Annotated in this window: 19 protein-coding genes; 9 read left to right on the plus strand and 10 right to left on the minus strand. The window is 52.8% G+C overall.

Annotated elements, in window-relative coordinates; genetic code table 11:
- The first annotated feature begins 127 nt into the window (after positions 1 to 127).
- The gene (locus OZ656_RS13060; protein ID WP_379944560.1) at positions 128 to 1,261 is read left to right on the plus strand and encodes an SIR2 family protein; all 1,134 of its coding nucleotides are present in this window, start codon (positions 128 to 130) and stop codon (positions 1,259 to 1,261) included.
- A complete protein-coding gene (locus OZ656_RS13065; protein ID WP_379944561.1) occupies positions 1,258 to 3,033 on the plus strand; it encodes an ATP-binding protein in 1,776 nt (591 codons plus the stop codon). Before OZ656_RS13060 ends, OZ656_RS13065 begins: the two co-directional genes overlap by 4 nt.
- A gap of 300 nt (positions 3,034 to 3,333) precedes the next feature.
- On the opposite strand, the gene OZ656_RS13070 is transcribed toward OZ656_RS13065, so the two are convergent.
- From OZ656_RS13070 to OZ656_RS13085, 4 genes are read right to left on the minus strand one after another with little or no spacing between them, the layout of a single operon-like run.
- Positions 3,334 to 7,227, minus strand: a complete 3,894-nt coding sequence (locus tag OZ656_RS13070; protein WP_379944562.1) for a DEAD/DEAH box helicase — start codon at positions 7,225 to 7,227, stop codon at positions 3,334 to 3,336.
- Positions 7,224 to 9,260 (minus strand): phospholipase D-like domain-containing protein, encoded by a 2,037-nt coding sequence (locus OZ656_RS13075; protein WP_379944564.1) that lies wholly within the window; start codon positions 9,258 to 9,260, stop codon positions 7,224 to 7,226. Before OZ656_RS13075 ends, OZ656_RS13070 begins: the two co-directional genes overlap by 4 nt.
- On the minus strand, positions 9,253 to 10,473 hold the full coding sequence (locus tag OZ656_RS13080) for a hypothetical protein (protein ID WP_379944565.1): 1,221 nt from the start codon (positions 10,471 to 10,473) through the stop codon (positions 9,253 to 9,255). Before OZ656_RS13080 ends, OZ656_RS13075 begins: the two co-directional genes overlap by 8 nt.
- 47 nt (positions 10,474 to 10,520) lie before the next feature.
- On the minus strand, positions 10,521 to 11,003 hold the full coding sequence (locus OZ656_RS13085) for a hypothetical protein (RefSeq protein WP_379944566.1): 483 nt from the start codon (positions 11,001 to 11,003) through the stop codon (positions 10,521 to 10,523).
- Positions 11,004 to 11,190: 187 nt separating this feature from the next.
- Between OZ656_RS13085 and OZ656_RS13090 the strand changes: the two genes are divergently transcribed.
- From OZ656_RS13090 to OZ656_RS13100, 3 genes are all read left to right on the plus strand, one after another.
- The gene (locus tag OZ656_RS13090; RefSeq protein ID WP_379944567.1) at positions 11,191 to 11,409 is read left to right on the plus strand and encodes an antitoxin Xre/MbcA/ParS toxin-binding domain-containing protein; all 219 of its coding nucleotides are present in this window, start codon (positions 11,191 to 11,193) and stop codon (positions 11,407 to 11,409) included.
- Between the two features lie 975 nt (positions 11,410 to 12,384).
- Positions 12,385 to 13,374 (plus strand): integrase domain-containing protein, encoded by a 990-nt coding sequence (locus tag OZ656_RS13095; RefSeq protein WP_169054485.1) that lies wholly within the window; start codon positions 12,385 to 12,387, stop codon positions 13,372 to 13,374.
- A complete protein-coding gene (locus tag OZ656_RS13100) occupies positions 13,374 to 13,739 on the plus strand; it encodes a hypothetical protein (RefSeq protein ID WP_136629448.1) in 366 nt (121 codons plus the stop codon). The genes OZ656_RS13095 and OZ656_RS13100 overlap by 1 nt, the downstream gene beginning before the upstream one ends.
- A gap of 690 nt (positions 13,740 to 14,429) precedes the next feature.
- On the opposite strand, the gene OZ656_RS13105 is transcribed toward OZ656_RS13100, so the two are convergent.
- The 5 genes from OZ656_RS13105 to OZ656_RS13125 all read right to left on the minus strand — a co-directional run bounded on the left by OZ656_RS13105 (position 14,430) and on the right by OZ656_RS13125 (position 19,411).
- Positions 14,430 to 15,683, minus strand: coding sequence for a hypothetical protein (locus OZ656_RS13105; protein WP_379944568.1), 1,254 nt, complete (start codon positions 15,681 to 15,683; stop codon positions 14,430 to 14,432).
- Between the two features lie 548 nt (positions 15,684 to 16,231).
- The gene (locus OZ656_RS13110; RefSeq protein WP_197061313.1) at positions 16,232 to 16,399 is read right to left on the minus strand and encodes an AlpA family transcriptional regulator; all 168 of its coding nucleotides are present in this window, start codon (positions 16,397 to 16,399) and stop codon (positions 16,232 to 16,234) included.
- 106 nt (positions 16,400 to 16,505) lie between these two features.
- Complete coding sequence (locus tag OZ656_RS13115; protein WP_379944570.1) at positions 16,506 to 17,861, minus strand: tyrosine-type recombinase/integrase; 1,356 nt, start codon at positions 17,859 to 17,861, stop codon at positions 16,506 to 16,508.
- A gap of 205 nt (positions 17,862 to 18,066) precedes the next feature.
- The gene (locus OZ656_RS13120; protein WP_379944571.1) at positions 18,067 to 18,639 is read right to left on the minus strand and encodes a glutathione S-transferase family protein; all 573 of its coding nucleotides are present in this window, start codon (positions 18,637 to 18,639) and stop codon (positions 18,067 to 18,069) included.
- A 22-nt stretch (positions 18,640 to 18,661) separates the two neighbouring features.
- Positions 18,662 to 19,411 (minus strand): SDR family oxidoreductase, encoded by a 750-nt coding sequence (locus tag OZ656_RS13125; protein ID WP_222562956.1) that lies wholly within the window; start codon positions 19,409 to 19,411, stop codon positions 18,662 to 18,664.
- Between the two features lie 170 nt (positions 19,412 to 19,581).
- Here OZ656_RS13125 and OZ656_RS13130 point away from each other — a divergent pair, with 170 nt between their 5' ends.
- Both OZ656_RS13130 and OZ656_RS13135 read left to right on the plus strand, forming a co-directional pair.
- The gene (locus OZ656_RS13130; RefSeq protein ID WP_379944573.1) at positions 19,582 to 20,256 is read left to right on the plus strand and encodes a spermidine synthase; all 675 of its coding nucleotides are present in this window, start codon (positions 19,582 to 19,584) and stop codon (positions 20,254 to 20,256) included.
- Positions 20,257 to 20,400: 144 nt separating this feature from the next.
- Positions 20,401 to 20,934 (plus strand): hypothetical protein, encoded by a 534-nt coding sequence (locus OZ656_RS13135; RefSeq protein WP_379944574.1) that lies wholly within the window; start codon positions 20,401 to 20,403, stop codon positions 20,932 to 20,934.
- On the opposite strand, the gene OZ656_RS13140 is transcribed toward OZ656_RS13135, so the two are convergent.
- Positions 20,927 to 21,970 carry a hypothetical protein gene (locus tag OZ656_RS13140; RefSeq protein WP_379944575.1) on the minus strand — a complete coding sequence of 348 codons (1,044 nt, stop codon included), beginning with the start codon at positions 21,968 to 21,970 and terminating at the stop codon, positions 20,927 to 20,929. The genes OZ656_RS13135 and OZ656_RS13140 overlap by 8 nt on opposite strands.
- Positions 21,971 to 22,131: 161 nt before the next feature.
- Between OZ656_RS13140 and OZ656_RS13145 the strand changes: the two genes are divergently transcribed.
- Both OZ656_RS13145 and OZ656_RS13150 read left to right on the plus strand, forming a co-directional pair.
- The gene (locus OZ656_RS13145) at positions 22,132 to 23,280 is read left to right on the plus strand and encodes a PAS domain-containing protein (protein WP_379944576.1); all 1,149 of its coding nucleotides are present in this window, start codon (positions 22,132 to 22,134) and stop codon (positions 23,278 to 23,280) included.
- Positions 23,277 to 23,513 (plus strand): diguanylate cyclase domain-containing protein, encoded by a 237-nt coding sequence (locus tag OZ656_RS13150; protein ID WP_379944577.1) that lies wholly within the window; start codon positions 23,277 to 23,279, stop codon positions 23,511 to 23,513. Before OZ656_RS13145 ends, OZ656_RS13150 begins: the two co-directional genes overlap by 4 nt.
- Positions 23,514 to 23,591: the final 78 nt, after the last annotated feature.

The following is a 23,591-nucleotide window of genomic DNA, read 5'->3' on the forward strand; positions in this document are numbered from 1 at the left end:
AACGTCGTATTGCAAACCATTGGAGAGGCCACCTTTCGTGTTTGGGTATTTGTAACTAGGATTCGTTGCATGTGGGGACATACAACGCACTACGCACTACTCTAAGAAACCAAAGAAAGAGGAAGTTATGTTCGAGCCGATTGAGGCACTGGACGCATACAATAAGAACATCAATGTTCTCATTGGCTCAGGCGCTTCAGCTGACCTGTTCCCGACACTGGCATTAAAAATCAAGGACGAAAACGGTAGCCGAGAGACGATCGAAAAACTTGCTACTAAATTTGACACACACTCAGAAAAACTCACTGCACTATTCATGCACTACTACGATACGTGCATCTATCCAGTGCAGAATTTCACACAATCCGAAGTTAAAGATGCGAAAGGCTTGGCTAACCTTGAAAACTACGAAATATTTTTAAAAACCCTCCTTGGTTTACTGGATCGAAGAAACGATCTCAATCGGAAAATAAACATCTTCACTACAAATTACGATGGATGCTTGGAGCACAGTGCCGACAGCTTACTTATGAGCGGCTCACATGATTTTGTTGTGAACGATGGCACGTCAGGATTTCACAAGAAGCATCTGCATGCTAAGAACTTCAACACATTTCAGTGTCAAACTGGCATATTTGAACGTGCGACCTATGGTATTCCCCAGCTAAACATTATTCATCTACATGGGTCCGTTAACTGGTCAAAAAGTGGCGATAAGATCGAGGTTAATTACACCAACGACTTCAATTATCTGCTAGAGCCAACAACAGCCCGAAATATAAAAGAATTCTCAACATACTTAGGAACTGAGGGAGGAACCACTGCTAAAATTCCTTCAGTCTCATTGGATAGTTCTAAGATCGAGTCGTTCTGGGAAGAATACAATAAGCTTCCAATTGTAAATCCTAGGAAATGGAAGTTTCACGAAACGGTCTTTGAAGAACACTATTACCAAATGCTTCGGCTTTTGAGTTATGAGCTCGAAAAGCCAAACTCGATATTGATAACGTTCGGCTTTTCGTTTGCGGATGAGCACATTCTAAAACTTGTCCAACGTTCACTGTCAAACCCGCTACTTCAGACATTCATTTGCTGCTACAGCCAAGGCAGCGCGAGAGCTATCGAAGAGGAATTTAAACTCTGGAAAAACGTAAAGGTAATTAGCCCACCGGACGGAACGAAGATGGACTTTACTAATTTCAACAAGTACGTCTTCTCCCTGAAACCTGAAACTTACACGCCACCTGAGGTTCAACTATGAGCATCGTGGTAGGTGAAGTGATAGCCGTCTCTGGCGTAAGAATATCTCTTCGAATTTTCGAAGACTCCAGCCTGGAAACAATTTTTTTCGAAGGCGTGAAGTATAGGGGCGTCTCACTCAGGGAGCACCTGGTAATCCAACGCGGATTTATTGATATCGTATGCCTAGTTGAAGGCGAATACCTTGACGAAAAAAAGCTAGAGGCTGAGGCCGAGAGAACTGTCTATGTTCGAAAGGTGGATGTTCGCCCTATTGGCTATGTTGTAGATGGTACATTCTTTGAGGGCGTAAAGTATATGCCCATGATCAGGGATAAAGCATCGCTACTAAGTGAACTTATGGTGGGCAAGATCTACGGCACGGATGGAAATAGCCAGATCTCTATCGGTAGCATGCTCAAGGAAAACGTGCCGATCAGTTTACCGTGGGCAAAGATCTTTAACAGTCATCTTGGAATCTTCGGCAATACTGGAAGCGGGAAGTCGAACACGCTTGCCAAGCTCTACACAACACTCTTCAGCGAGAAACTGGAGGGGCTCAAGGACAAGAGCAAATTTGTCATTATCGATTTCAATGGAGAATACACAGAAGGGCAAATCCTTCCAGCGAAAGACAAGCGTGTCACTGTTCTTGATTCAAAAAAAGGTGCCGATAGATTCAAGATTGAGAGCTCCCATTTCTGGGATGCAGAGACTTTGAGCCTGCTATTCCAAGCTACAACCAACACTCAACAGCCGTTTTTACGGCGTGTACTGAACGGCAGGGACAGGTATAGAGATGTGCCACTTAAGCACTACCTTGAAAGAACTCTTGAAAAAGCATTTAGTGCAAGCGAACCAAAGCCTGATGCTTTGGAATTGAGTCGAGAGATTGCGAGAATTGCTGACTGCGAGGAGCTGCAGGATCATCTCAAAGGCATGACTTACAATGCTCATAGAAAGTACTTCAAGGACTCTTCAGGGAACTACTATAACTCTGACGGTGATGGGTTCTTAACCCATCTGAAGCCAATTATTGCCGAGCATATTGATTTGGATGGGTTGGATCCATTCAAAGAACTCATATTGAGATGCTACCTCCAGCTCTGCTCCGATGTTGTTCTAGGCTACGCCCAGTACGAACACATCCAGCCCGTACTATCCCGAGCCAAGTCCTCTCTATCGGCCCTCCGCAAAGTGCTTGAGATCGTCGATGTCCCATCTCCGCCCCATTTGTTGCACGTTATTTCGCTGAAGAAGTGCAAGAACGAGGTCAAGAAAATCTTGCCGCTGCTCATCGCTAAAAACTTCTACAGCAATCACAAGGACTCTGAGAACCTCAAGAGTCCGCCGACGCGCACTTTGCACCTAATTATTGACGAAGCTCACAATATCCTTTCTGAACAGTCCACGCGAGAACATGAAATCTGGAAGGATTACCGGCTGGAACTTTTTGAGGAGATCATTAAGGAGGGCCGCAAATATGGGGTCTACCTCACGCTGTCAAGCCAAAGACCAGCGGACATTTCTCCTACTATCGTGTCCCAGATTCACAACTTCTTCATCCACCGCTTGGTCAACGAACGAGACCTTATGCTTCTGGACAATACCATCAGTACTCTGGACTCATCTTCTAAGGCGCTGATCCCCACTCTAGCTAAAGGATGCTGTGTCGTGACGGGGACAGCGTTTGACCTACCCATGATCCTGAAGGTTGACCCGCTCCTCCCGGACCTTCGACCTGACAGTGATGATGTCAATCTGGAGGAGTTGTGGGCTACCCCTCCGGCATAACTCGTTCCACGCGTGGCCTGCCACTCAACTGGGGATGTTTACCAAATAGTTAGCCTGTAAATTTGATCAATCATCAATGCTGCTCGATTCATTGGAAATTTCCAAGGGCTCCCGTCAGTAATCGTTGCGCCCCTTACGCGACGTAAGACTGGTGTGAACTTGTCAGTCTTGTGGTTAACTATCGATGTGCATGTTAGCTTCTGCAATAAGCCTCAAATCATCCAGCTATTCATCTCATCTAGCTCTCCAAAGGAGACGAGAGTCCCAATTGGTTCTGTGTCTGCGTTTCAGAGAGGAGCATCAAAACTGATCCTCCTCGCAGACCAGGTATTCCAGCCGGTCACTCTCCACCGCCAGCACATGAGCACAGTAGACGAATTCCCGCCAATGCAGGCTATCAACCGGATGCACGCAGCGGCCGACAATCTCCTGGTGGTCATTCAGCATGAACTCGACCACGTCGGTAGAGCGATTTCGCTCCCATGTAAGCTCTACAACTTTCTCAACAGCCAGTATCCTCACAACGTCCGAAGGCACTGCGGAGCTTATGAAAATACACTGCCCGTCGCACTCCGATAGGAGGACGGTCTGGGAGCGCTGCAATTCGCCCTCTTTGAACCAAAACCGGAGTCCGACCGTTTTCCCGGAATCGACCACATCCACCTTCAGAGCCTGTTGACCGACTTGAACTTCTTGGTCTTGCCGAAGTCGTTCGAGATGTTGAGAAACCACAGAGCCTGGCGGTCGGTATTGCTTCGGGTCGTGCCTTTCATGAAACCGATCAAGGAGCGCCGTCATATCCCTCTCGACCGTTACAATCTCATCCCCCACCAGCATTTCGGCATCGTAGGCCAATCGCCAAACATTCCTGGCAGTTTGGTAGGCAAAGGTTCTATGGAGCGTGCTCCAGGACTGTTGGTGCATCAAGGAAGCCAATTCACCATGGGATGCTATCTGGACTTGCTTTCCACGACCGTCCTGGTGATCAACCACGACTCGGGCAAGGATTTCTCCAGATGCCCTGGCTGTCGTCAGCCGGACTTCCGCCATATCCGATACCTGTCCGACTAGATCGCTGACCTTCAGGTTAACGCTCAGTGGCCAGCGACCGCGCTCACCTACACCGAGCGCTGAGGCAATCAGTTGCTTCGCCTGATCGACGTTCGCCTGCACTTGCTCTTGAGTCTCCCTGATCTGCTGTTTGAGAAAACTTAGGTGTCCCATATCAGATCTTGGATCTGTCGGATCAAAAGGACTTTCCAGGAAATCTCTTATCTGGGGCTCTATTCGGGTGCGATCAGCGATTTCAGATTCGGCAATCTCCTCCCTGTCTGAAGCGACCGTGTTTCCGATCTCATGGAGCGATGCCATGTAACGATTGATATTTTCCGAGAGCCGACGAATCTGAACCCGCTCAATGCTCTCCTTCACATGAGGGAAACTGACCTGTATTAAGTCATCCTCTTCCGGATCAATGAAGCCTTCACGAGTGAGTCGACGCTGTGCCAGTGAGCCAACCCGATCAACCCGGCCGTTCTTCTGCTCGATGCTCACTGGCGAGCCTGATACGCCGTAGTGAACAACGCTGTCACAGAACAGGTGCAAGTCTTCCCCTTCCTGAAACACGTTCGTGCTCACCAGAACCAATGGATACCCCGGCATACGAAACTTGCGGGCCTGGGCTGAGCGCTGTCCCGGCGCATTGGTCTCGCCCGTGGCACCAATGATCGGAGCGATTGGGTTTAGCTGGTTACTCAGATAGCGGCGATATTCATTGGTACCCAGGTCAAAAATGCCTGGAAGGTTGGCTTTCAGAATCGCCGGCAGCTCATCCGCCAGCCCCTTTAGTTCACGATAGGTGGAAAACCCTGGAACCTGGGACTGTCGAGTCAGCTCCGTGACGAAGTCTTTAACCCAGCCAGTGAGGACGCTGCTACTGAGATCTCCCTCTCCCTGCCTCAGACGTGACACGTACAGATCAATCATGCCGTGGCCCGTGCGTAGCACCGTCGATACAAGTGCCGCGTGTATATCGACGGTCCTCAGAAGCGCTTGAATGTCCTCAGGGTTATTGCATTCTGCCGTTTCAGTCAGCTTACGAAGCAGCCTTCCTAAACTTGGCAGAATTTGCCCCCTCAGCGCATCGCTGGCTTCTAGCTCAGAGAACAGTGTTGGTATGCCGAGTTGCTCTCGAACATCCTGAGGGTCTAGTGGAGCACCATCTTTCTGAGATTTCTGATGACTGACGGAAGCTCGAAGATGCTCTCGAAGTGGTGCAAATGCGCTGTGTCCGAGGCGGTTGACCCAGGCATCAAGGAAAAACAGTTGCGACAGCCTGAATTTCCGGAGGTACTCCTGCGCCTGAACCTTTCCAAGATCGGCAAGGGACGTTTCGGTTGCAGCGGCCAAGCATTGCTCGATAACTTGGCGTGGATCCACGCCGCTGAAAAAGCAGATGAGCTGTGCCCAATTCACCTCTAACAGAGGGCTGGCGAGGCGCGTGGGTTGGGAAAGGCTTTGCCTCACCTGATCCGGCGTTAAAAGATCCCCCCAGTTCTTCTGTTTTTGAGGCTTTGGCGCATCGCCCCGGAAGAACCAGTTGAAGAGGTTGTCGTTCTTGGGGGGCTGCCGGAGTTCGGCCTCCCCAGTGCTGCCCTCCTCAGCGAGGCCTTCGTCTATGCGCTCGTCCCTGAAACGGCTGATTTCACGGTATTCGCCGATCACGCCTTGCATAGAGCTCAGGGCTTTCGGGCGATCTTGCAGGCGGAAGTTCAGATAATTGATCAGCCAATCGTCATAGCACTCATCGAGTTTTTGTTTGAGCTCTTTGACGCTTTTCACCCGACGCACGAATACAAGCTGTTTGCGATTCTCCTGGAAAACCGCATTGGCCAACTGCTTTGCAACGGTGTCCATTTTAGGGTGTGGCAGTGACCGCCCGAGGTTTGCATTGACATAGCTGTCGACAATAGCGCCAACCACGTTCCGGTCCTGCGCATCGCGTCCCCTGTCATCGGGGTCTTCGCTGTCGAACTCCACCCGGGGGGAGCGAGTGGTTTCACCATAACTCTCGAAGGATGCGAGCATGCCCATTTGAAATGACGGCGAGCCATGTTTGTGACCAAGTGCATCACCAACCTTCTTCTGAACCAGGGCGGTGACCAGCTTCTGTTCATCCGTTTCCAGTTCAATCGCTGCCTTTTGCCCATCGCGCCACTCCGCACGGTACATATTGCGGGTGTATTCCCGGTCGCCGATTTTCAACCGGTTGAGGCGGCGCACCATAAACCGGGCAATCTCTGCTTTGTCCGTTACAGACTGGGCGTTCCTGAGTAGGCCGTCCTTCCCTACCAGAGCAAGTTGGTTTCGTAGCTGTTCCAGGTTGCGGTCGTAAGGCGTGGCGGAGAGCAGCAAGGCATTGCGTACGCGACGCTGAAAAGGTCTGTCCTCAGCGTTTTGGTTTTGATAGAAACCCAAGACCTGAGAAAGTACGCGGTTTCGGTCGCTGCTCTCGAAGTTGTGTTTGAAATTGTGGCTCTCGTCGATAACCACCAGGTCAAAGGTGGGCAGCACGTAATTCAGTGCCCGGGCGAACTCGTCTTTTACTCCACGATGAGTGGGATCGCCACTCGGAACCGAAAACGCCGGTAACATTTTCTGCAGTTTCTTGCGCTGCTCGTTCCAGCTTCTGATTGCTTCCCCGTCGTATTCATCGGCAGCCTTTTTTAAGCCAAAGCTGAAACTCCCATTGCGAACGAAAAAGTCGGCATAGAAGCCGGAGGCTGATGTGCGGATGAGGTCTTCCAGGCTATCGCATTTGGCCACAGGGGCAGCCGGCTTGCCCTCCGGAGTACGCACTCGGTAGCTAGCAGTACAGACATTCCTGTCGATAAAGCTGGCATGTTCCCGCAGCCATTTGTCCTGAACATTGGCACTCGGGCAGATATAGAGAACCCGCAGGGCCGGGTTGAAATACCGCATCAGCGCAACAACTCCGAGCGCTATGTAGGTTTTTCCCATTCCGACTTCATCGGCGAGATAACCTAACCCGATATTCTCGGTGTTGATCATGTTGTAGAGAGCAACCGCGCCACGGAGCTGGACCTCGCCGAGCGATTTGAGCTCATCCCTACCACCACTGAAATCAAGAATATGGCGTGCAGAGTCCAGGTCGAGAATAGGGTAAGGTTTCATGCGCTACCCTCCGCTCTTTCGATCCGGTACTGCTGCAGAAATTGAGCCTCAAACCAATCAAAGAACCGGTCTCGATCAGCCTCACGCTCACTGGAAAGCTTGATCAATTTGCTCTCGCGTATCTGTTGAAGAAGCGTTTCGATAAATTCCAACTGCTCTGTGACATAGGGGCGACCTGCAAATTCGGCTGATCGATAGACTTCCTTGGCACTGAGTAATAACAGATACGCACTGACGGGATGGAGCTGCTGATCACTCTCCTGCGCGGGTTCGAGTGCAGCTGCAGCCCGGCCTACTAATGTTGGTAGGCTATCCACGCCGGTGCCGGTGAGGTAGTAATCCTGCTTCTTCGGTGTGGATTGCTCGTTGCTGAGGTCACGCCTCAGCATGCGAAATGCGTGGAACAGTTCGGCATATTCGGAAAAGAACTCGTTCTCCAGAGGCGCCTCTTCGATCAGGCTGGTTTCTCCTCGCTCGCCCAGTTCGAAAAGCCGTTTAACCCGTGCGTCTGTCAGCAGCAGCTGGCGTCGTTCCGGAGACATTCCGGCATAAATCGCCAGTATCTGTTGAGGAGATAGTGTGGCGAGCTCGGGCTGTGGTTTGTGCGACCAGTGCGTTTGCTGAAGCAAAACACGGTGCGGGGCGATTAGTTCACCGGAATCACAAACTCGTCCAGAAACGAGGATCAGGGAGCCGTTGGCTAGCGCCTTCTCCAGAGCTTCCGTGTCGCCAGTGTAGTTGCTCAAACAGTTGCCGAGAGGCCAGCCCTTCACTGCCGTGCTATCTACCCCGTCAGGGCCGATTAAATCAATTTCGATCGGGCTTTCAGAGCCCACTCTCCCGCTCAGGGTTTTGGTCAGCCAATCAAACGTGAGGGAGATCTGCGGCATGATGCCCTGCTCTTCGCCGTCAATCTCGCCCGGTGCTGGTTCGAATGATCGTTGGCTAACCTCCGGCAAATCGTCGGAGATCGTCTCCAACAGCGACTCTGGATCTGTAGCTACCAGAAAACCGGCTTCGACATTCTCATTGAGCGCTTTGTACGTGAAATTCACTGACCCAACAAAGGTGAAAGCCCGATCAGCGCCAATGAAATTGAAAATCTTGGCGTGCAGTTCCCTATGAGGCTCTTTTCCTACTCCCAATGGGTCTGATGTTGTTTTAACCCAATCGGACCAGGAGACGTTCTCCAACCTATCAATATGGGCCAGATAATCGATGTTGCAAAGAGCCTCTTGCTTATCATCACGCGGCAACAATAGGCGCACATTACTTACGCCCAAATCCTGAAATGCCTCATGCAGATTATTCCTGGAGTCGTCGGCAAAAAATGGCGAGATAATCTCCAGTTCAACGGGCTTTTTAAGCTGGCTGGTCTCTGCCGATAGAAAATCCAGAAACCGTGTTGTACTGGATAATCCGAAGTAGTGGACTGGTGGTGCTTCAGGATCCGCTACGCAGTTAGCCAGAAATCTCTGAATTTCAGAAACAGCACCATTGCCCGACTGGACTATCTGCTTACCTTTCAGGTATTCAAGGTCCTGTTTCAGTACCTGCAGAAACTCTCCATCGCCATTCTGTTGGCCAATTTCCTCCCAGTGCTGACATTCAATGTTATCCCACCAACCAGCCTTAGTGAGGTTATTGGAACCGGCGGATATCAGTAAGGAGTCACTTTCCCCAGCGCCGTTACCTACAAGCAGGAACGATAGCTTCGGGTGGAAAGCGCGATTTCCTTCTGAAACACCGTGGCAGCCGTATTCCATTCCAGGGGAGCTTTCGCCCTGAATACGAAATATGTTCTGATCGTAAAAGACATCAATCGGCAGTTCGGCTTCCCTGAGGGATTCTCGTACCTGGAACTGTTTCACCCGTTCATCGATCGAGAACGAGCTGTTTTCTGGCAATAAAAGAGGAACAACTTCCAGCTCAAAAAATGCGGGATCGAAGGTGTAGGTGGTAAAGACAGCGGCCTTAACCGGGCGCCCTCCCAGACGTTCTTCAAGGTATTGGGATATCTGCGCATTATCCATTACGCTCCTCCAGATTCGCTTTGGCAATGCGAAAATAGGAGCCCAGGAAGTAGTCGTAGTCCCAGTCATCCAGGAGAGCTTCCCTGGACCGAAGAACAGCCGTTTCTGACTTCACTTTGACGTTCAGAATGTCGCCGTCATAGGTTACCCAGGGAGCACCACCCCTCGCTTTCATCACCTCCGCATTTAACTTGATGACGGCACTCACTGCTCCCCAATGGTTGCGAGCTCTCAGATTGTCATTGATCTCGCAAAGCGAGCTCCTGCGAGTCATCCCTTGGGGCAAAGTCTCTGGCAGGTGTTCATAGTCATAAGCTTGGCTTTCAATCTGTTCCACAACTGAAGAAACCGGTCGATGATCCTGTGTGAGCAGGTAATAGAAAACGTTGTTAGCGGCGACCAGCACACGCTCTACTCGCTGGATTTCCTCCAGACACTTCTGCAATTCGGGCGACCCGACGCTTTGAACCTGATTCAAATTCTGGGAAAACTTACCGGTTAGCTTACCCGCTCTCACGAGCTTCTCGGTCGCCGCGAAAAGACCTTCTTGTACCGAGGCTGACTGATTGTGGCGACCACGAAGCAGTATATGAGTGAGATTTTGTCGGACAGTCTCCTTACGAATTGCATGCCAAAATTGGGGGGCCAAGCGTTCACATTCATGTCTGGAAAGCTGACCGTCGACCCTGAACAGCTGAATGAATTCGTTGGCGTTCAGACCCTGTGCGATTGTTGCAGCGAGGTCCATCCCTTCCGCTGTAAGCTTCCGATCGCTCCCCTCTACAAGCCCGGAATCTTTCAGGGCCGAGCTGTACAGGCCCCACAGTCCATAACTTGCCTGATTGCTCAGAATCTGCGCTTTCAAGCTAATAGCTAGTGACTCCGCCTGATCAGTCATATGTTTGTGAACGCGGGTGATGCCCATGATTTCTTTGCTACCGGACTGGTAGCGGAGGTAGGCGGCAAGCTGCTCGTAGCGAAGGAACGTCTCCCTGATTAACCGCTCGCGACTGTCTTTGTCGGCATTCCCATGGATCTGGTGTACCCAATAAAAGCCAAGCAGCGCAACGGTGAAGTTCTCAACGGAGCTGGTGATGGTTGTAAGATTACCAACCACCTTTCGGCCGAAATGGGTCCATACCAGCTCGAAGCCAAGCGGGTCTCGCGATCCTTTGGGTTTGGCTCGGTCATCAAGGAGGGAAAGGAAAGGCATAACGTTTCAGATCCTTCTGTTTATTATTCTGAAACCCTCGCTTTTCGTCAGAGGGTCGCGACTACTTTTTTCTCCACGTCGAAGGGCAAGACTCCCTCTTCGAACCTTTTCTGCAGACGATACGCCATCCCCTCAAGCGGTGCCTTTTCGCTGTACCCAAATCTTCGTATTTCTTCCATATAGCGCTGTATAAAGTTTCGCGCGCCGAGCGTTCGCCATTGGATTACGTGCACAAGTTCGTGAAAGTGGATACCAACATCTTTGGCTGCCTCTGGCAAAAGGTAGTAAGTATCTTTGTAGGTGATACCACCGAAGTGGTCCTCGTTATCTATAAAGTCACCCAACCCTGCTTCTCTGAGCTCCGGCATCTTTGGCATGGGGAGAGCGTTCACGACCACGAAATAGGATGAGCGGAGCAGCTCTGGGCGATAATAGCTTCCAAACTGATGCTGCAAAACTGAACAGGGGTGGCGGTCGCTTTTGTGGGCCTCATTGATCTCATCAATCCAGGATTCCAACAAATCAATCATTTCCTCTCCCAAAACTTAGAACCATCCATCGGATGTTGAGCCAACTTCCGGACTCCAGTAGTTAGCCTGCGAATTTGACCCGCCATCAATACTGCTTGCTTCGTTGGAAATTTCCAAGGGTTCACTATCCCCTACCACCAGCATAGAATCGATAGATTAACGGGCTGGCTGAAGGATGAGGGTTCACATGGCCAATCTAAAAGCGGACCTTGAATGGCTTCGGGCTCAAGTCATTTCCAACGCTACCGAGCTTTTTGAAGGCGATCAGGAGATGGCGGAAAAATGGCTATCAAAACCTCTTCCAGCAATCGGTAACGAGGTGCCCATCAACTACATCGATACCTCCGAGCGAGCGCAACAGCTGCTCGATATCATCGGCCGGCTCGAACACGGAGTTTGGACTTAGAAATCCTGCCTGAACGATTTCTCGGCAAAAGATGTGCACCGGTGATGCTCAAACTACTCCAAGGTGCCCCGTAGTGTCCTCCAAATGTATCTGTAATGGACTTTCGGGACGGGTTCCCTTTTTGCTCTTCCCAGGTTGTCGCTCCTAAGTACACTTGGAGTCTACTGGGAGGCCAGTAAACAATCCCGGACTGTATTCGCGCCCCACATAATGCCGCATGGTAACAGGCATCATATTGGTCTTATTGCACTAATTCTGCGTTTACGCGAGTAGACAAGCCCATTCTCGGTTCTGATAATGGAAATTCAATCCGAGTGAGAGCACTCGGCGAGGTAGCTGGCCTTCGTTAAATCTCAAACAGTACGCGAATGACCGTCAATTCTTGGGCGGTCTCCTTCAGGGCAAAGCCCGATCCAAACTGCTCACAGCAGCCGGGCGGAATTCATTTCCGCCAACCCAATCGCCCTTTTGGGCATCCCTCATCTCTACGAGCGATCACCGAACGTTAGAGAGATGCATTGACCTGGAACTGGGAACCCCAGTATTTCCAATGCTTCCAAGCCGATCCTCGGACTAGAACTCGTCGAAAACCCTGACTAAAACCAGATTCGAGCGGAATCATTCCCCCGGTGCGTCACCACCGGCATGCTTGATTCGACCTGTTCGCCCCCAAGCCTGATCCGTATCAGGCACCCATCTTTTGCATCGTCACGCTGACCCCGTGACGGCTCCGCTACCCCAACGAACAGCATTCGCTGATTCGTTAGCCACGGTTCGCAATGGACAAACACGGTGCCTGCAGCGGCACGAACGACACTCCCAACGACCAGAGGAGATTTCCCCATGGTTTTGTATCTGACTGCGGCGACGGGGTGGAGTGTCAGCGAGGGGACCAGGCTCTGCCCCGACAGCCGCAGGGTTTGCCTCGCAACAGCTGCAACTAATCTCAAACCATCAAGAACAGGTAATTTTGCAATGAAACGGAAACGTAAGACGCCGCGCAGCCAGAAGCGCAATTTTGGCTACGGTAAACAGCTTTTGTACGCCATTAAGAGGGCACTGGACGCGCTCTTCGGCCAGCACGACCATTTCGCGACGCGCCGAACTCACGGCATTCGCATCCGGCTCTTCGTCGAATTCTGCCGGCGGCATGGTATCCGGGATGCTCGGTATATCGATCTGCAGCTGGTGGAGGCTTATGGCAGCTACCTGCGTCACCGCCTGTACGATGCCTACGAGTGGGCCGATGGCAAGCGTGACACGACGATTTCAGTGTCATATGCACATAATCTTATCTCGACAGTGAACACCTGTCTGTACGCGATGCGTCGAGATGAGAAGCTGTACTTGTCCGCTCGCAAAGCGCTGGGCGTGGCCAGATCAAATGTCCGCAAAACCCAGATTCAGGCTGATATCGCGGATACAAAGACGGCAGCAGATCTTATGATCGCGTCCGGCAATGAGCGCGGAGCTGCCGTGGTTCTGCTAGCGCGTGCCTGGGGCATGAGAGCGAATGAGGCCATTCTGCAGGACCTGGACCGCATGATGCGAGAGGTAACTGCAACAGGGTCCGCCGCTATTCTGGAGGGAACGAAAGGAGGCCGGCGTTGCAAGAGCAGGACCATTTTGGCCGGTGAATTTCAGCGTGAGGCGCTCGAATTCGCTATCTCCGTCCGGCCGGCAGGCTCCAAATGCATTTTGTCGAAAACAGACAACGTCATCAGCTTTTACCGACGGGATCTGGCGCGCTGCAGGAGAATCCTCAAGCGATGCGGGATCCCTTCCATCCGGGAACTTCGCAGTGGATTCGCGCAGGACGTTTACGAAGAAATCGTGCGTGGGCCCAGCCCGCTCCGCGGGCCTGTCGGGGATCGGGTACTGGATCGCATCGCCCGTGAAAAGGTGGCTCATCTGCTGGGGCATGGGCGTCCTCAGGTAGCCTCTTCTTACATCGGGGGCTACTGATGAATATTCGGGACATTACAAAGCACATCAAATGGAAAGAGGGTGCCTCTGATTCGACTAAAGATCGGACGATCCAGCGGATTCAGGCGATGGCAAACGCTATTGAGATCCAGTTTCCAGAGGTCCGATACTGCAATCAGATCAAGCTGAAGCACATGAAATACGTGAGGGAGGCCTGGTTCGACAACGAAGGCCTGAAACCGACAACAATGGCTGATTACACCCGTGCCATGCGGCTCATGATAAAGGCGCTGGGGAAAGAACGGCATTGGTTCGGTCACTTGGGTCTGGTCCAAGACCCCTCACGCGGGGGGCGGCGAGTGGTTTCACGAGTCACGAAAACGAGGTCACGAAATCGTCGATAAACGATCCTCCGATTGTTCGGGTGGGGGTTCTTTGAAAAATTTCACAGGCCGAGCCCCCTCCCGGCACTGGTTCAGATTTCCGATGATCGCGTTAGGTGATGAGAGAGCTCATTGCCTGGAAAACGCAAATCCACAATCTGAACTGGAGTACCCGATGAGACACACATTCGACAGTTGCGTCAGCAAACGAACAGGCAAACCACTGGCAGCCTACGACTGTGAGTATGAGGCTTGGAGCGCTTCGGACCATGCGAGCCTGTTCTACGGTCAAGATTTCACATATTACCGGTGTCCTCAATGCCAACATTGGCATTTAACCCCCAAGGAGCGAGACACACCCAGTAAACCCTGCGAGTTCTGCACCGATAGCGACGGAGAAACCAAGGAGCTGTATTCAACTAAGGCGGGAGCGGAGGCCCGGGCGAAGATCATTGGTCGCGACAACCACATTCATTTGCGGATCTATGAATGCCCCTACCAAACAGGCTGGCATCTGACCAAACAGTAGTACCCGACGAAGAAAACCCTCAAAACGCACTCAAGAACTGGAGTAGATTCCTATGTCAAAAGGTAAAGGTAGCGCTCGCCCCTCCAACGGTCATCCGGGTGGCAACTGGCCAAGCACAACCGGCCGGCCATCCGGAGGAGGCCGAGGGAACGCCCCCTCCAAGGGTAAATAGCGATGCAAGATCAGGCCGCTGAAATGTCGGCGGCCTGTTTCTGATAATGGTTCCAGTATGCGCTGTAGGACCCGATGGCATTGAAACATTGAAGATCTGGATGCGTAGTGGCAATTGAGGCAAGGGCCTCTTCTTCCTCATCGATCAATCGCCCCCATGCCAGCGCAACCTGAGCTTTCATCCACGCCAGATAATGGTCTGAGTCGTGGCCAGCACAGAGCCTGGCAATGAATGTTTCGAAATCGGATAAATCGGGAATTGTGCCTTTGCGCCAGCGCTTCAGCTTTCCGTACTTATGATCCGCAGGGGTTTCAAATGCACGAGAAGCAAACTCTTCCTCTGAGCAGTCTCTGGGCAAAGGCAAGTAGCTGGCCATTCGTCTATAGCTGAAGTCACAACCATTAAGCTCAGACAATCGATATTTCCAAACCTCAAATAGCCGAATTAAGGGTCTGTCCTTTTCAGACGGGGCTTCCTGAGCCGATGTTTGGGGAGCAATATCTCCCACGAATCCCTGATCGACCAACTGTTGTTTGTGCGCTTCATACGCCCCATGCACAACAAGATGATCGGCCACATCCAAAGTCAACTCACAGAGCAACGTGTAGTAGAAATCAATTCGCAGTTGGTGGTTAACCAAGTGCAGAATGCTCTTTCCCTTGCGCCACTCTGCGCTTTCGGGATTTGTGGCTGTGTGGTCAATCTCGGCGATCAAGGAGATGAGTGCCGGATCCACCAGGGTGTACTCCCTCAAGAAGTCTTGACCCCGTCGAATCCAGACGGCGGGGTCATGCTGTTTATTCGGCTGTCGGCTGGTCTCCTGTTTGACCCAGTCGAGAAAAGTCTTCTCTTGGACCATCCGCTTCTCAAGGAAACTGGCAACTCTGGATCCGTTGAGGGCGGAGCCAATTTTCGACTTGTCAGCACCCGCCAGTGCAGCTACCCACGAGGAGCCATTGTTCTTCAATTGGAGGCCATTCCAGGGCTCCACTGCAGCTTCGATCGATTCCCGGAATTGCTTGTCGGGAATACTTGCGTGCCAGACGCGTTTAATTTTCATCGCGGTGCTGAGTGTTACTGGCTTCTGCTCAGCTTTTTTTAGCGTGTTCAGATGCGGTGCCTCAACCCCGGCAGCATTCGCCATTGTCTTTATCAACCGGGGAAACGAACCTGAGTCGCCGAGCGCGATTCGTAGAAAATCAGACACGTGCGGAAGAAAGAACACGTCGAGTGGCGGAAGTGTAACCCTGACTCTGCTCTTCATATGCTCCTCTATACAGTGGCGACAAAGCCCTGAAATTCAGACGCTGCCACATTTGATCACATTTCCAAAGGTTTATGGCCATCATCCTCCACTATGCTTTGAAGCGTCGATAAATCAATACTGCTGAAGGTCAACCAACAATAAAACCTGAGGAACGAACACATGAAAACCGGCATATTGGAACCCAAGAACCTCCCTCACCTTCTGGTGCTCGCCCGGGGTGCCCGAGCAGGCAACGTGGAGGCATGCAGGAATTTGGCCCGCCAGCTTCGCAACGCATCAAACGCCAAAGCAGTATTACGCCAACTCAAGCAGCAATTACGTCAGGACGAGATTGAGCGAGAGAAAAGGGCACTACAGCGTCGAGCTGATAGGGAGAAGAAACAACGTGCTTGCTTCCCGCCTACACACCCGCTTTTCCGGAAAAGCAGGGCTACCGGAGGCAAGAAAAATCATGATGCGATGAACAGAGCGGTACTCTGTGGCGGGTTCGAAACGAACAGAACCCGCCATTAGCTCAATTATGGCCGATCGAGATTTTCAGACCGCTACTTTTTGAGACCCTCCTCATAAGCTTGCAGGTCGGCTTCGCGCCAACGAGCAGTTTTAGGTGAAAGTTTGAGCGGTTTCGGAAAACGTCCTTCGCGAATCCAACGCCAAATGGACTTGGGAGCAACTCCGTAACGCTCGCTGACTTCTTTGATGCTGTAGAACACGTTATGTACCTCATTCCGATTAATTGGTACTCAATAAGTTAATCGGAAACAAGGACCGGTTGGCGCGTGTAATTGCCAGAAAAGTGCAGAAACTCCGAATTGTTGGTTAATAATCCTTGCGCTGGCGTTTCCGTGGCAATTTGCCTGTGTATGCGTACCTGGAGTAGGCGTTGAGCAGTTGCAGGCGACGATCCAAGATCTGCTCGCTCAGATAAGCTGCGCGGGTCTCATCGCTGTCCAGGTGCGCCAAACTGAGCTCGGAGACCACATCATCAAAATCTGTCCTAGCTGCAGCAAAATTTTTGAAGCAGCTTCTCATTCCGTGGGCGCACGCGATCTTGTTATACCGAGGGTCCATAAATCCTTTGCCGCCAGACTTCAGAGACTCTTGATGAATTGCCTTCACCGTGTTGTTCAACGCGTTCTCGCTAATCTGCTCTTTTCCTTGATAACCCGGAAATACGTAACGGCCCGACTGAGGCATACTCCGTAGGATTTCTATTGCCCGCGGCACCAAAGGCACCACGTGGAGCTCATTCGGATTTCTGTTCTTCATTTTCGAGCCTGGGATTGTCCAAGTGCCCTCGTCAAGATTGATTTCCGGCCATTCAGCAAACTGAACCTCTGTCGGTCTGGCGATAGTCAGTATTTGAAACTCCAGTGCGCGGGCGGGTGTCGTGTCTCGCTTCAGCAAGAATTTCATAAACTCAGGCAAGTCATGATGCCGCATCGCAGGTTTATGCTTAGTGTGATGGATGCGCTTTGCCGGTGGCAGCCAGCCATCCAAATTGTCGTCCCAATCTGCAGGATTCTTCCCGGAAACCAAGTTGCGAGATGCCGCCAGCTTCCAGACTTGGGCAATAGTCTGACGAATTCTGGTGGCCGTTGGTGTTTGGGTGGTCCATAGTGGATTCAGAACTCGTACTACGTCCTCAACGGTGAGGTCGCCGATTTGGGTATCACCAATCTCCCCTAGACATCGATCAATCGACTTCCGTAAGCGGTTTCGCTGCCGCTGCGGGTTCTTGCCGCGAAAAGTCACCTCTTTAATCTTGTAATATTCCTCCGCGAGCTCTCCGAAGGTGACTTGTTTCCGCTGACGCTCACGGTCTCTGGCCTTTCGCTCTTGATTCTGTTCAACAGGATCTACGCCATTACGGATTTCCTCCTTTTTCTGGCGGGCCTGCTCTCGCGCCTCTCCTAGGCTCACATCGGGATAGCCTCCCAGGCCAATCTCGCGACGACGTATGCCCACCGTCGTGACCAGAAGCCAAGAGCGTGAGCCGATTTCCTGTCCAGCCGCTGGCGGACGACATTGCAAAACTAGACCGTCTACCCCACCCACCCTGTGATAAGCAACACAAGGCTCTCCGGCTTTTCGCGTTTTACTGTCCTTTTTCACCACCCCATGGCGTAGGTTGCGAACTTGAGCGGGGCTCATTTCAGGCACTTTTTTTGGCATCGTCTAGCTCCAACTTTCAATCTACCCATCATCCTACCCCCCAAAACACCTGTCGTTAGATGGGCATACTTGTTACTCAACGATACCATCAAAATCAAATCGCACAATTAATTTATTTTAAAAACAGCTGGTTAGTTACCATATGGGGCATTCTGAGACTAACTGGGACATTAGTGTGGAACCTGCCGGGGGTACCATCCTATTTTCAGGCTGCCCGCGGATCCGTTTCCCCTACCCCGGGCTGACTTCGGTGCCTGTCGCGAAATGCCACCAGGCTATCCACTTCGGAAAAGTCCACCAGGTCACGGAAATCCAGCCAGTCCACGAGACAATAGAGACAGATGGCGGGATAGTTCCACTGTTCAAACTGCCCCGCTTCCACCATAGCTGCCAGGGTTCGCAACGTTGTCATGATGCGTTCGCGCTGAAGGTTATAGAACATCGCATCCTGGCTGGTATCGATTCCGGACCTCTCAGAAAGCAGCATGGTTACCGCAGAATCGTTGGCACCATCAATCAGCGTTAACTGGTTTTCCTGGTCCCAGGTGAGAGGTTCAAGCCCAAGCTTCTGACCAAGATAACGGGCGATAACCCGTGAGTCATAGAGCTCCTGATCGCCATCAATCAGTACCGGGATTTTCAGGGTGGGATTGGTGCGCCGAAGCTCATCACGGCCTTCGCCATAAATGTCGAGATTGATGAACTCGTAAGGTTCGTCGTTCAGCAGAAGCCGAATGCGACGTACGTAGGGCGACGTGGTAGATCCAATCAGTTTCATGATTTCTCCCATAATCAGGTTTTCATTCATGGTAAATCATCTTGCGCGTCATGCCTCCGTCCACCACAAAATTCTGCCCGGTGACGAAGCCAGCCTCGGAGGAAATCAGGTAAGCCACCAGTGTAGCGATGTCTTCGGGCCTGCCAACGCGGCCGGCCGGATGCTGCTGGTGATCCGCTTCTGACAGATGCTCGACAGCCTGCTCGCTTCCCTGCCAGTCACGGGTATCTATCCAGCCCGGGCTGATACAGTTCACCCGTATTTCTGGTCCCAGGCTAATGGCCAACGCATGGGTCAGTGCCACAAGGCCGCCCTTGGTGGCGGCGTAGGCTTCAGTATCCGGCTCTGATTGCAGGGCCCGTGTGGAGGCCATATTCACAATCACGCCCCTCGCCTTCCGGAGATACGGTACCGCATGTTTGCTCACCAGAAACGGCCCGGTCAGATTGACATCCATTCGACGCTGCCACTGTTCAAGGCCCAGTTGTTCTATCGGGCCGGTATGAGGGTCCGCAATGCCAGCGTTGTTAATAACGGCATTCAGGCCACCACCCCAGTGCACCGTTTGGGAAATGATATGCTCAACATCCGCTTCGCTGGCAACGTCGCCTGCCAGAAACACGACTTCACCCTCTGCGTTGGCAACCAACTGTTCACCTACGGCTTCGTCAGTATCACAGACTGCCACTTTCCAGCCCGCCGCCGCCAGGTGCAGCACTATGCCTCGGCCAATTCCCTTCGCGCCTCCTGTCACCAGGACTACCTTTTGCATTCGTTCCAAGTCTGCCTCCAACGGTTTCGGTTCCGTCAACACTATTCAACGGGCTTTGCGCCGGACGGAATGATTGCTGCAGTTTAGCAGCAACTGATTGATACGGTTTTCGCCGATGCCTGTTTCTACAGGTTAGAATGCCCGCCTGCCCACACTACCGGAAACAAACCATGGCCCGCTTTAACGAAATTGGCACCGCAACCATCCCCGGCAACGGCACCCGCTTGCGACTGCTGCAACGTAATGACGAGTTTTCCATCAAGATTGCCGGCGCCCCGGGTGAACTGATGAACAGCCGCTTACATGGTTCGGAGGATGCTCTGGCCACCCTCGCCTGTGAACGCCTGAGCCATCTGCCCGCGCCACGGATCCTGATTGGCGGGCTGGGTATGGGCTTTACCCTGGCGGCAGCGCTTTCGGCTACAGGCGATCAGGCTCAGGTGACGGTGGCAGAGCTGGTTCCCGAGGTAGAAACCTGGAATCGCGGACCATTGGGCGCAGCCGCCGGCTACCCTCTGGACGATCCCCGGGCCGCCGTTCACATTGGCGATGTGGCAGAACTTTTGCAACAGGGCGATGGCAACTGGGACGCCATCTTGCTGGATGTGGATAACGGTCCGGAAGGTCTTACCCGTAAAGAAAACAACTGGATCTACTCTCCGGAAGGCATCGCCGCCGCCCAGAAATCCCTGAGCAACGACGGCATTCTCGCCTACTGGTCGGCCGGTCCGGAACAGGCCTTTACCGAACGCTTGCGGCGCGCTGGCTTTTCGGTGGAACCCGTTGTTGTGAGAGCCCTGCGTCCGGGTAAAGGCGCCCGTCACACAATCTGGCTGGCCTGGTAATTTGGGGGATGGTGGGCGATTCCCGATCGGTTTGTTGCCATACGGTCATTCGAAATACAGGTTCAGGTGTACTAGGGTTACTGATGAAGCCGCTATGTTTTGACGAGGATCTGGTCCTCGGCGAAACACTCAGGAGGTCTTTCCATGAAACCCTCAGTGAGTATTACCGGTGAACAGGAAGCCCATAAAGTAGCCGCAATATTCGAGACAGAAACCGATGCCAACGGCGTTGCAAGGGTGCTGTCGCAGGAAACCAGTCTGGATCACGAGCAAGTCATTGTTGTAAGCCCCCAGGACCAACACCCGGGTGAAGAGCTGGAGCCAGAGAATCAGGGCATATGGCAAACGCTGGTGCGTTCGCATCTCTGGCTCGGTATCGGCGGTGCAGTCGCAGGCTTTATTGTGTTCCTCATACTGAGCGCTATCGGCGTGGGGTTTATTGCCCAGAATGGCGTGGTTGCCGCAGCTGTTCTTGCGGCGCTCGGCCTGATACTTGGACTGTTGGTGGCTGGAGGCGTTACGCTCCGGCCGGACCACACACCCTATGTTGCCAAAGCGCAGTCAGCTCTGCGGGAGGGTAAGTATGTACTGACCGTGCATGCCTCCAGTTCTGAGCAACTCAAGGAAGCCACCACCGTTCTGAAAAACCGGAACGTCCAGTTGGTGCGCACTATCTGAGCCTTCGCCCCCGGAGCCACGTCGTTGGTGACAGCCAGACCACGGTGGCCAGTAGCCAGCGGACCAGCAACAACAGAGGCAGGAGTACCAGGAACCATCCTGGTACCTGCACCATCCAGGCCGGCACACCCAATGCCCGGGCAGCGCCGGCAAATACGTCGTTCAGTAAGGCGGGGTGTTTGACAACCACGTAAGCCAGCGCAGCTATGGCCGGCCACTTTGCGTTGCTAACCATCACCGAAGCCATGCGCCCGGCCCGGGCCAATCGGGAAGAATAGGCAGCTGAGCGGGCGGTGACACTGGAGGCTCTTGCGGTACTGGCCGCTGCCCGACCGGCTTTCAGGAATTTTACCGCACTGCCAATAATCAGCGCATCTACGGCGGCCCAGCCGACATCTTCCATGCGAATCGGCTGATCGGTACGGTACCGGGATTCCAGAGTCCGGATACCACTGGTGAAGAACTGCGTAACACCCTCCGTAATCCGCTCCGTCCAGATCCACTCTATGTTATTGCCATCGGCCCCCGCCACGAACTGGCCGGTGAAATCCTGCCCTTCTTTATTGGCGAAGTTGACGGCGTACCAGGCTCGCTGCTCCGGAGTCAGGGCTTGCCCGGTGCCTGCCACCCGGTTCACCATTTCAATCGACCCAACCGGGTTCTGATAAAAATGCATCACCGGGGGAATCAGATACTCGCCATGAGCTCGCAGGGCCTGCTGAAATTCCGGTTCTTCACCAAACAGGTCCATCACAAACCTGGCCCACTCAGGGTATACCTGCAACGCAGCCTGGGCTTTCAGCAACAGCAGACGGTCATCCCGGTAATCAAGCAGCAGCGCCTGCAGGGGCAAGGCTTCGTCCAGCAGCGGTGATTCTGTACCGAATACGTTCTGTGCATGCAGGCGCACCAGGCGTTCCTCAACCGGTTGCGGTTGCAAGCGTACTGACACCAGAACGGCCACAACCAACGCGAAGAGCGCCAGCCACAATATTCGCCGTTTGGGCCGGGAACGGAACAGTGCGGGCTCTGTCATTCAGTACTCCTGCTATAAAAACCTCAGTCTACATGGAAAATCTCCAACATGAAGGCTGACACATGTCAACATCGGTTACAGAAAACAACTCTAGGTGGGTATACCCGTTGCAAAAAACGGATACCATGTCCTTATAACCTCGCTTTCGTCCGACGGCACCTATGGATATCTTCGAGCAGAAACGCCGCATTATCACCACTGCCATCGTTGCAGTTGTTCTCACTGGAATCAGTATTGCCGTGGTGGTCTCCACCCCCCTGATCAATCAGATCCATACCCAGGCCGCAGACACTGCGAGCCTGGTGGCCGATGCCAAGGCCGAGAGCGTTCGGGCGGTTTTCGATCAGCATCAGGATCTGGCCCGACAAACCGCCAGCCGCTCTGAACTGGCGCGAGTTATGGGCGAATTCAAGAGTGGAAACCTGGCACTAGCTGTCTTGCGAACCTTTTCTCGCCCCAGACTTGAAGATGCCGCAAAAAGCATCGATAACCTTGCCGCAATCATTCGATTTGATGCCAGTCGTGACGAAGTCGTGCGCGCCGGGCCCCTGAACGATCAACTACCTGCTGACATGCCTATGCCATCCGGGCTTGATATTCAGTCCTACCCGGTAGGGGTGGATAACGAAGCGAGGCCGTTACTGCACGCCATCGCTCCGATACGCGTGGACGAGCAGATTGTTGGCTATGACCTTCTGCTGTTCGAGCTCTCTCCATTGATTAGCGCTTTTCGCGTGGATGCGGACTCCAGTCTGTGCCTGGTGGATGTAGAAAGAACACGGAGACTGATCTGGGCCGAGGGCATTCACCAGTTTCAACTGACAACGCCCAATGGTTGCCTGGCCGAACGGGAAGGTATCGTTTACAAACCAGGTCTCGATTTTTTCCGGACTTCGCTTCCAGATGGCACCCGTGTACTGGCGTTCATTCGACCGGTGGAAGGGTATGACTGGGAAATCCATATGAACTCCAGGAGTTCCAGTGTGTTCGGCGAAGTTATCGAAGACATTGTTATCAGCGTTGTCCTGATACTCATGTTGTCCGCTGTGGCCGGTACGGTGGTTTGGCGTTCACTGAGGCCCATTGTGCATGCACTGGTTAACCAGGCCTCCCAGATTGCCCGCTCTACCGATGAGCTGCGGCTGGCCCAGCAAGTCTTCAATCACACCCACGAAGCCATTGTGATCTGCGATACCGGTTTACAGGTTATTCGGGCCAATCCGGCCTTCAGCGACATTACCGGCACAACGTCGAAGACGCTTCGCAATTCAAAGATGTGGTGGGACGCCGGGGTGGTGATGAGTTCGTGATCATAACCGGGCCATTAACCAACGATGCCGATGCCCAACCCATTGCTCGCAAAATGATCCAGGTGCTGAATGAGCCGTTTCACATTCAGGGCCAGACTGTACACATTGGTGCCTCGGTGGGAATCGCCTTGTACCCGGACAACGGCCAGACCGCTGAGCTTCTACTGGCCACCGCCGACAAGGCCATGTATTCCGTGAAAACCAGCGGCCGGAACAACCTGGCGTTTGCCTGAGCGGCAGCGAGTGTCCCGTCTGGCTAATTCCTTAATCTACTGCTTGCCTCTGAGGACTCTGACCAAGGCGCCAGTCTG

It is taken from the genome of Marinobacter sp. LM1 (genome assembly GCF_042763285.1).
Classification (GTDB): Bacteria; Pseudomonadota; Gammaproteobacteria; order Pseudomonadales; family Oleiphilaceae; genus Marinobacter; species Marinobacter nauticus.

Bases quoted from the DNA above. Each gene is read 5' to 3' on its own strand.
- OZ656_RS13060 (WP_379944560.1), top strand. From the start codon at position 128: ATGTTCGAGCCGATTGAGGCACTGGACGCATACAATAAGAACATCAAT.
- OZ656_RS13065 (WP_379944561.1), top strand. From the start codon at position 1,258: ATGAGCATCGTGGTAGGTGAAGTGATAGCCGTCTCTGGCGTAAGAATA.
- OZ656_RS13070 (WP_379944562.1), bottom strand. From the start codon at position 7,227: ATGAAACCTTACCCTATTCTCGACCTGGACTCTGCACGCCATATTCTT.
- OZ656_RS13075 (WP_379944564.1), bottom strand. From the start codon at position 9,260: ATGGATAATGCGCAGATATCCCAATACCTTGAAGAACGTCTGGGAGGG.
- OZ656_RS13080 (WP_379944565.1), bottom strand. From the start codon at position 10,473: ATGCCTTTCCTTTCCCTCCTTGATGACCGAGCCAAACCCAAAGGATCG.
- OZ656_RS13085 (WP_379944566.1), bottom strand. From the start codon at position 11,003: ATGATTGATTTGTTGGAATCCTGGATTGATGAGATCAATGAGGCCCAC.
- OZ656_RS13090 (WP_379944567.1), top strand. From the start codon at position 11,191: ATGGCCAATCTAAAAGCGGACCTTGAATGGCTTCGGGCTCAAGTCATT.
- OZ656_RS13095 (WP_169054485.1), top strand. From the start codon at position 12,385: ATGAAACGGAAACGTAAGACGCCGCGCAGCCAGAAGCGCAATTTTGGC.
- OZ656_RS13100 (WP_136629448.1), top strand. From the start codon at position 13,374: ATGAATATTCGGGACATTACAAAGCACATCAAATGGAAAGAGGGTGCC.
- OZ656_RS13105 (WP_379944568.1), bottom strand. From the start codon at position 15,683: ATGAAGAGCAGAGTCAGGGTTACACTTCCGCCACTCGACGTGTTCTTT.
- OZ656_RS13115 (WP_379944570.1), bottom strand. From the start codon at position 17,861: ATGCCAAAAAAAGTGCCTGAAATGAGCCCCGCTCAAGTTCGCAACCTA.
- OZ656_RS13120 (WP_379944571.1), bottom strand. From the start codon at position 18,639: ATGAAACTGATTGGATCTACCACGTCGCCCTACGTACGTCGCATTCGG.
- OZ656_RS13125 (WP_222562956.1), bottom strand. From the start codon at position 19,411: ATGCAAAAGGTAGTCCTGGTGACAGGAGGCGCGAAGGGAATTGGCCGA.
- OZ656_RS13130 (WP_379944573.1), top strand. From the start codon at position 19,582: ATGGCCCGCTTTAACGAAATTGGCACCGCAACCATCCCCGGCAACGGC.
- OZ656_RS13135 (WP_379944574.1), top strand. From the start codon at position 20,401: ATGAAACCCTCAGTGAGTATTACCGGTGAACAGGAAGCCCATAAAGTA.
- OZ656_RS13140 (WP_379944575.1), bottom strand. From the start codon at position 21,970: ATGACAGAGCCCGCACTGTTCCGTTCCCGGCCCAAACGGCGAATATTG.
- OZ656_RS13145 (WP_379944576.1), top strand. From the start codon at position 22,132: ATGGATATCTTCGAGCAGAAACGCCGCATTATCACCACTGCCATCGTT.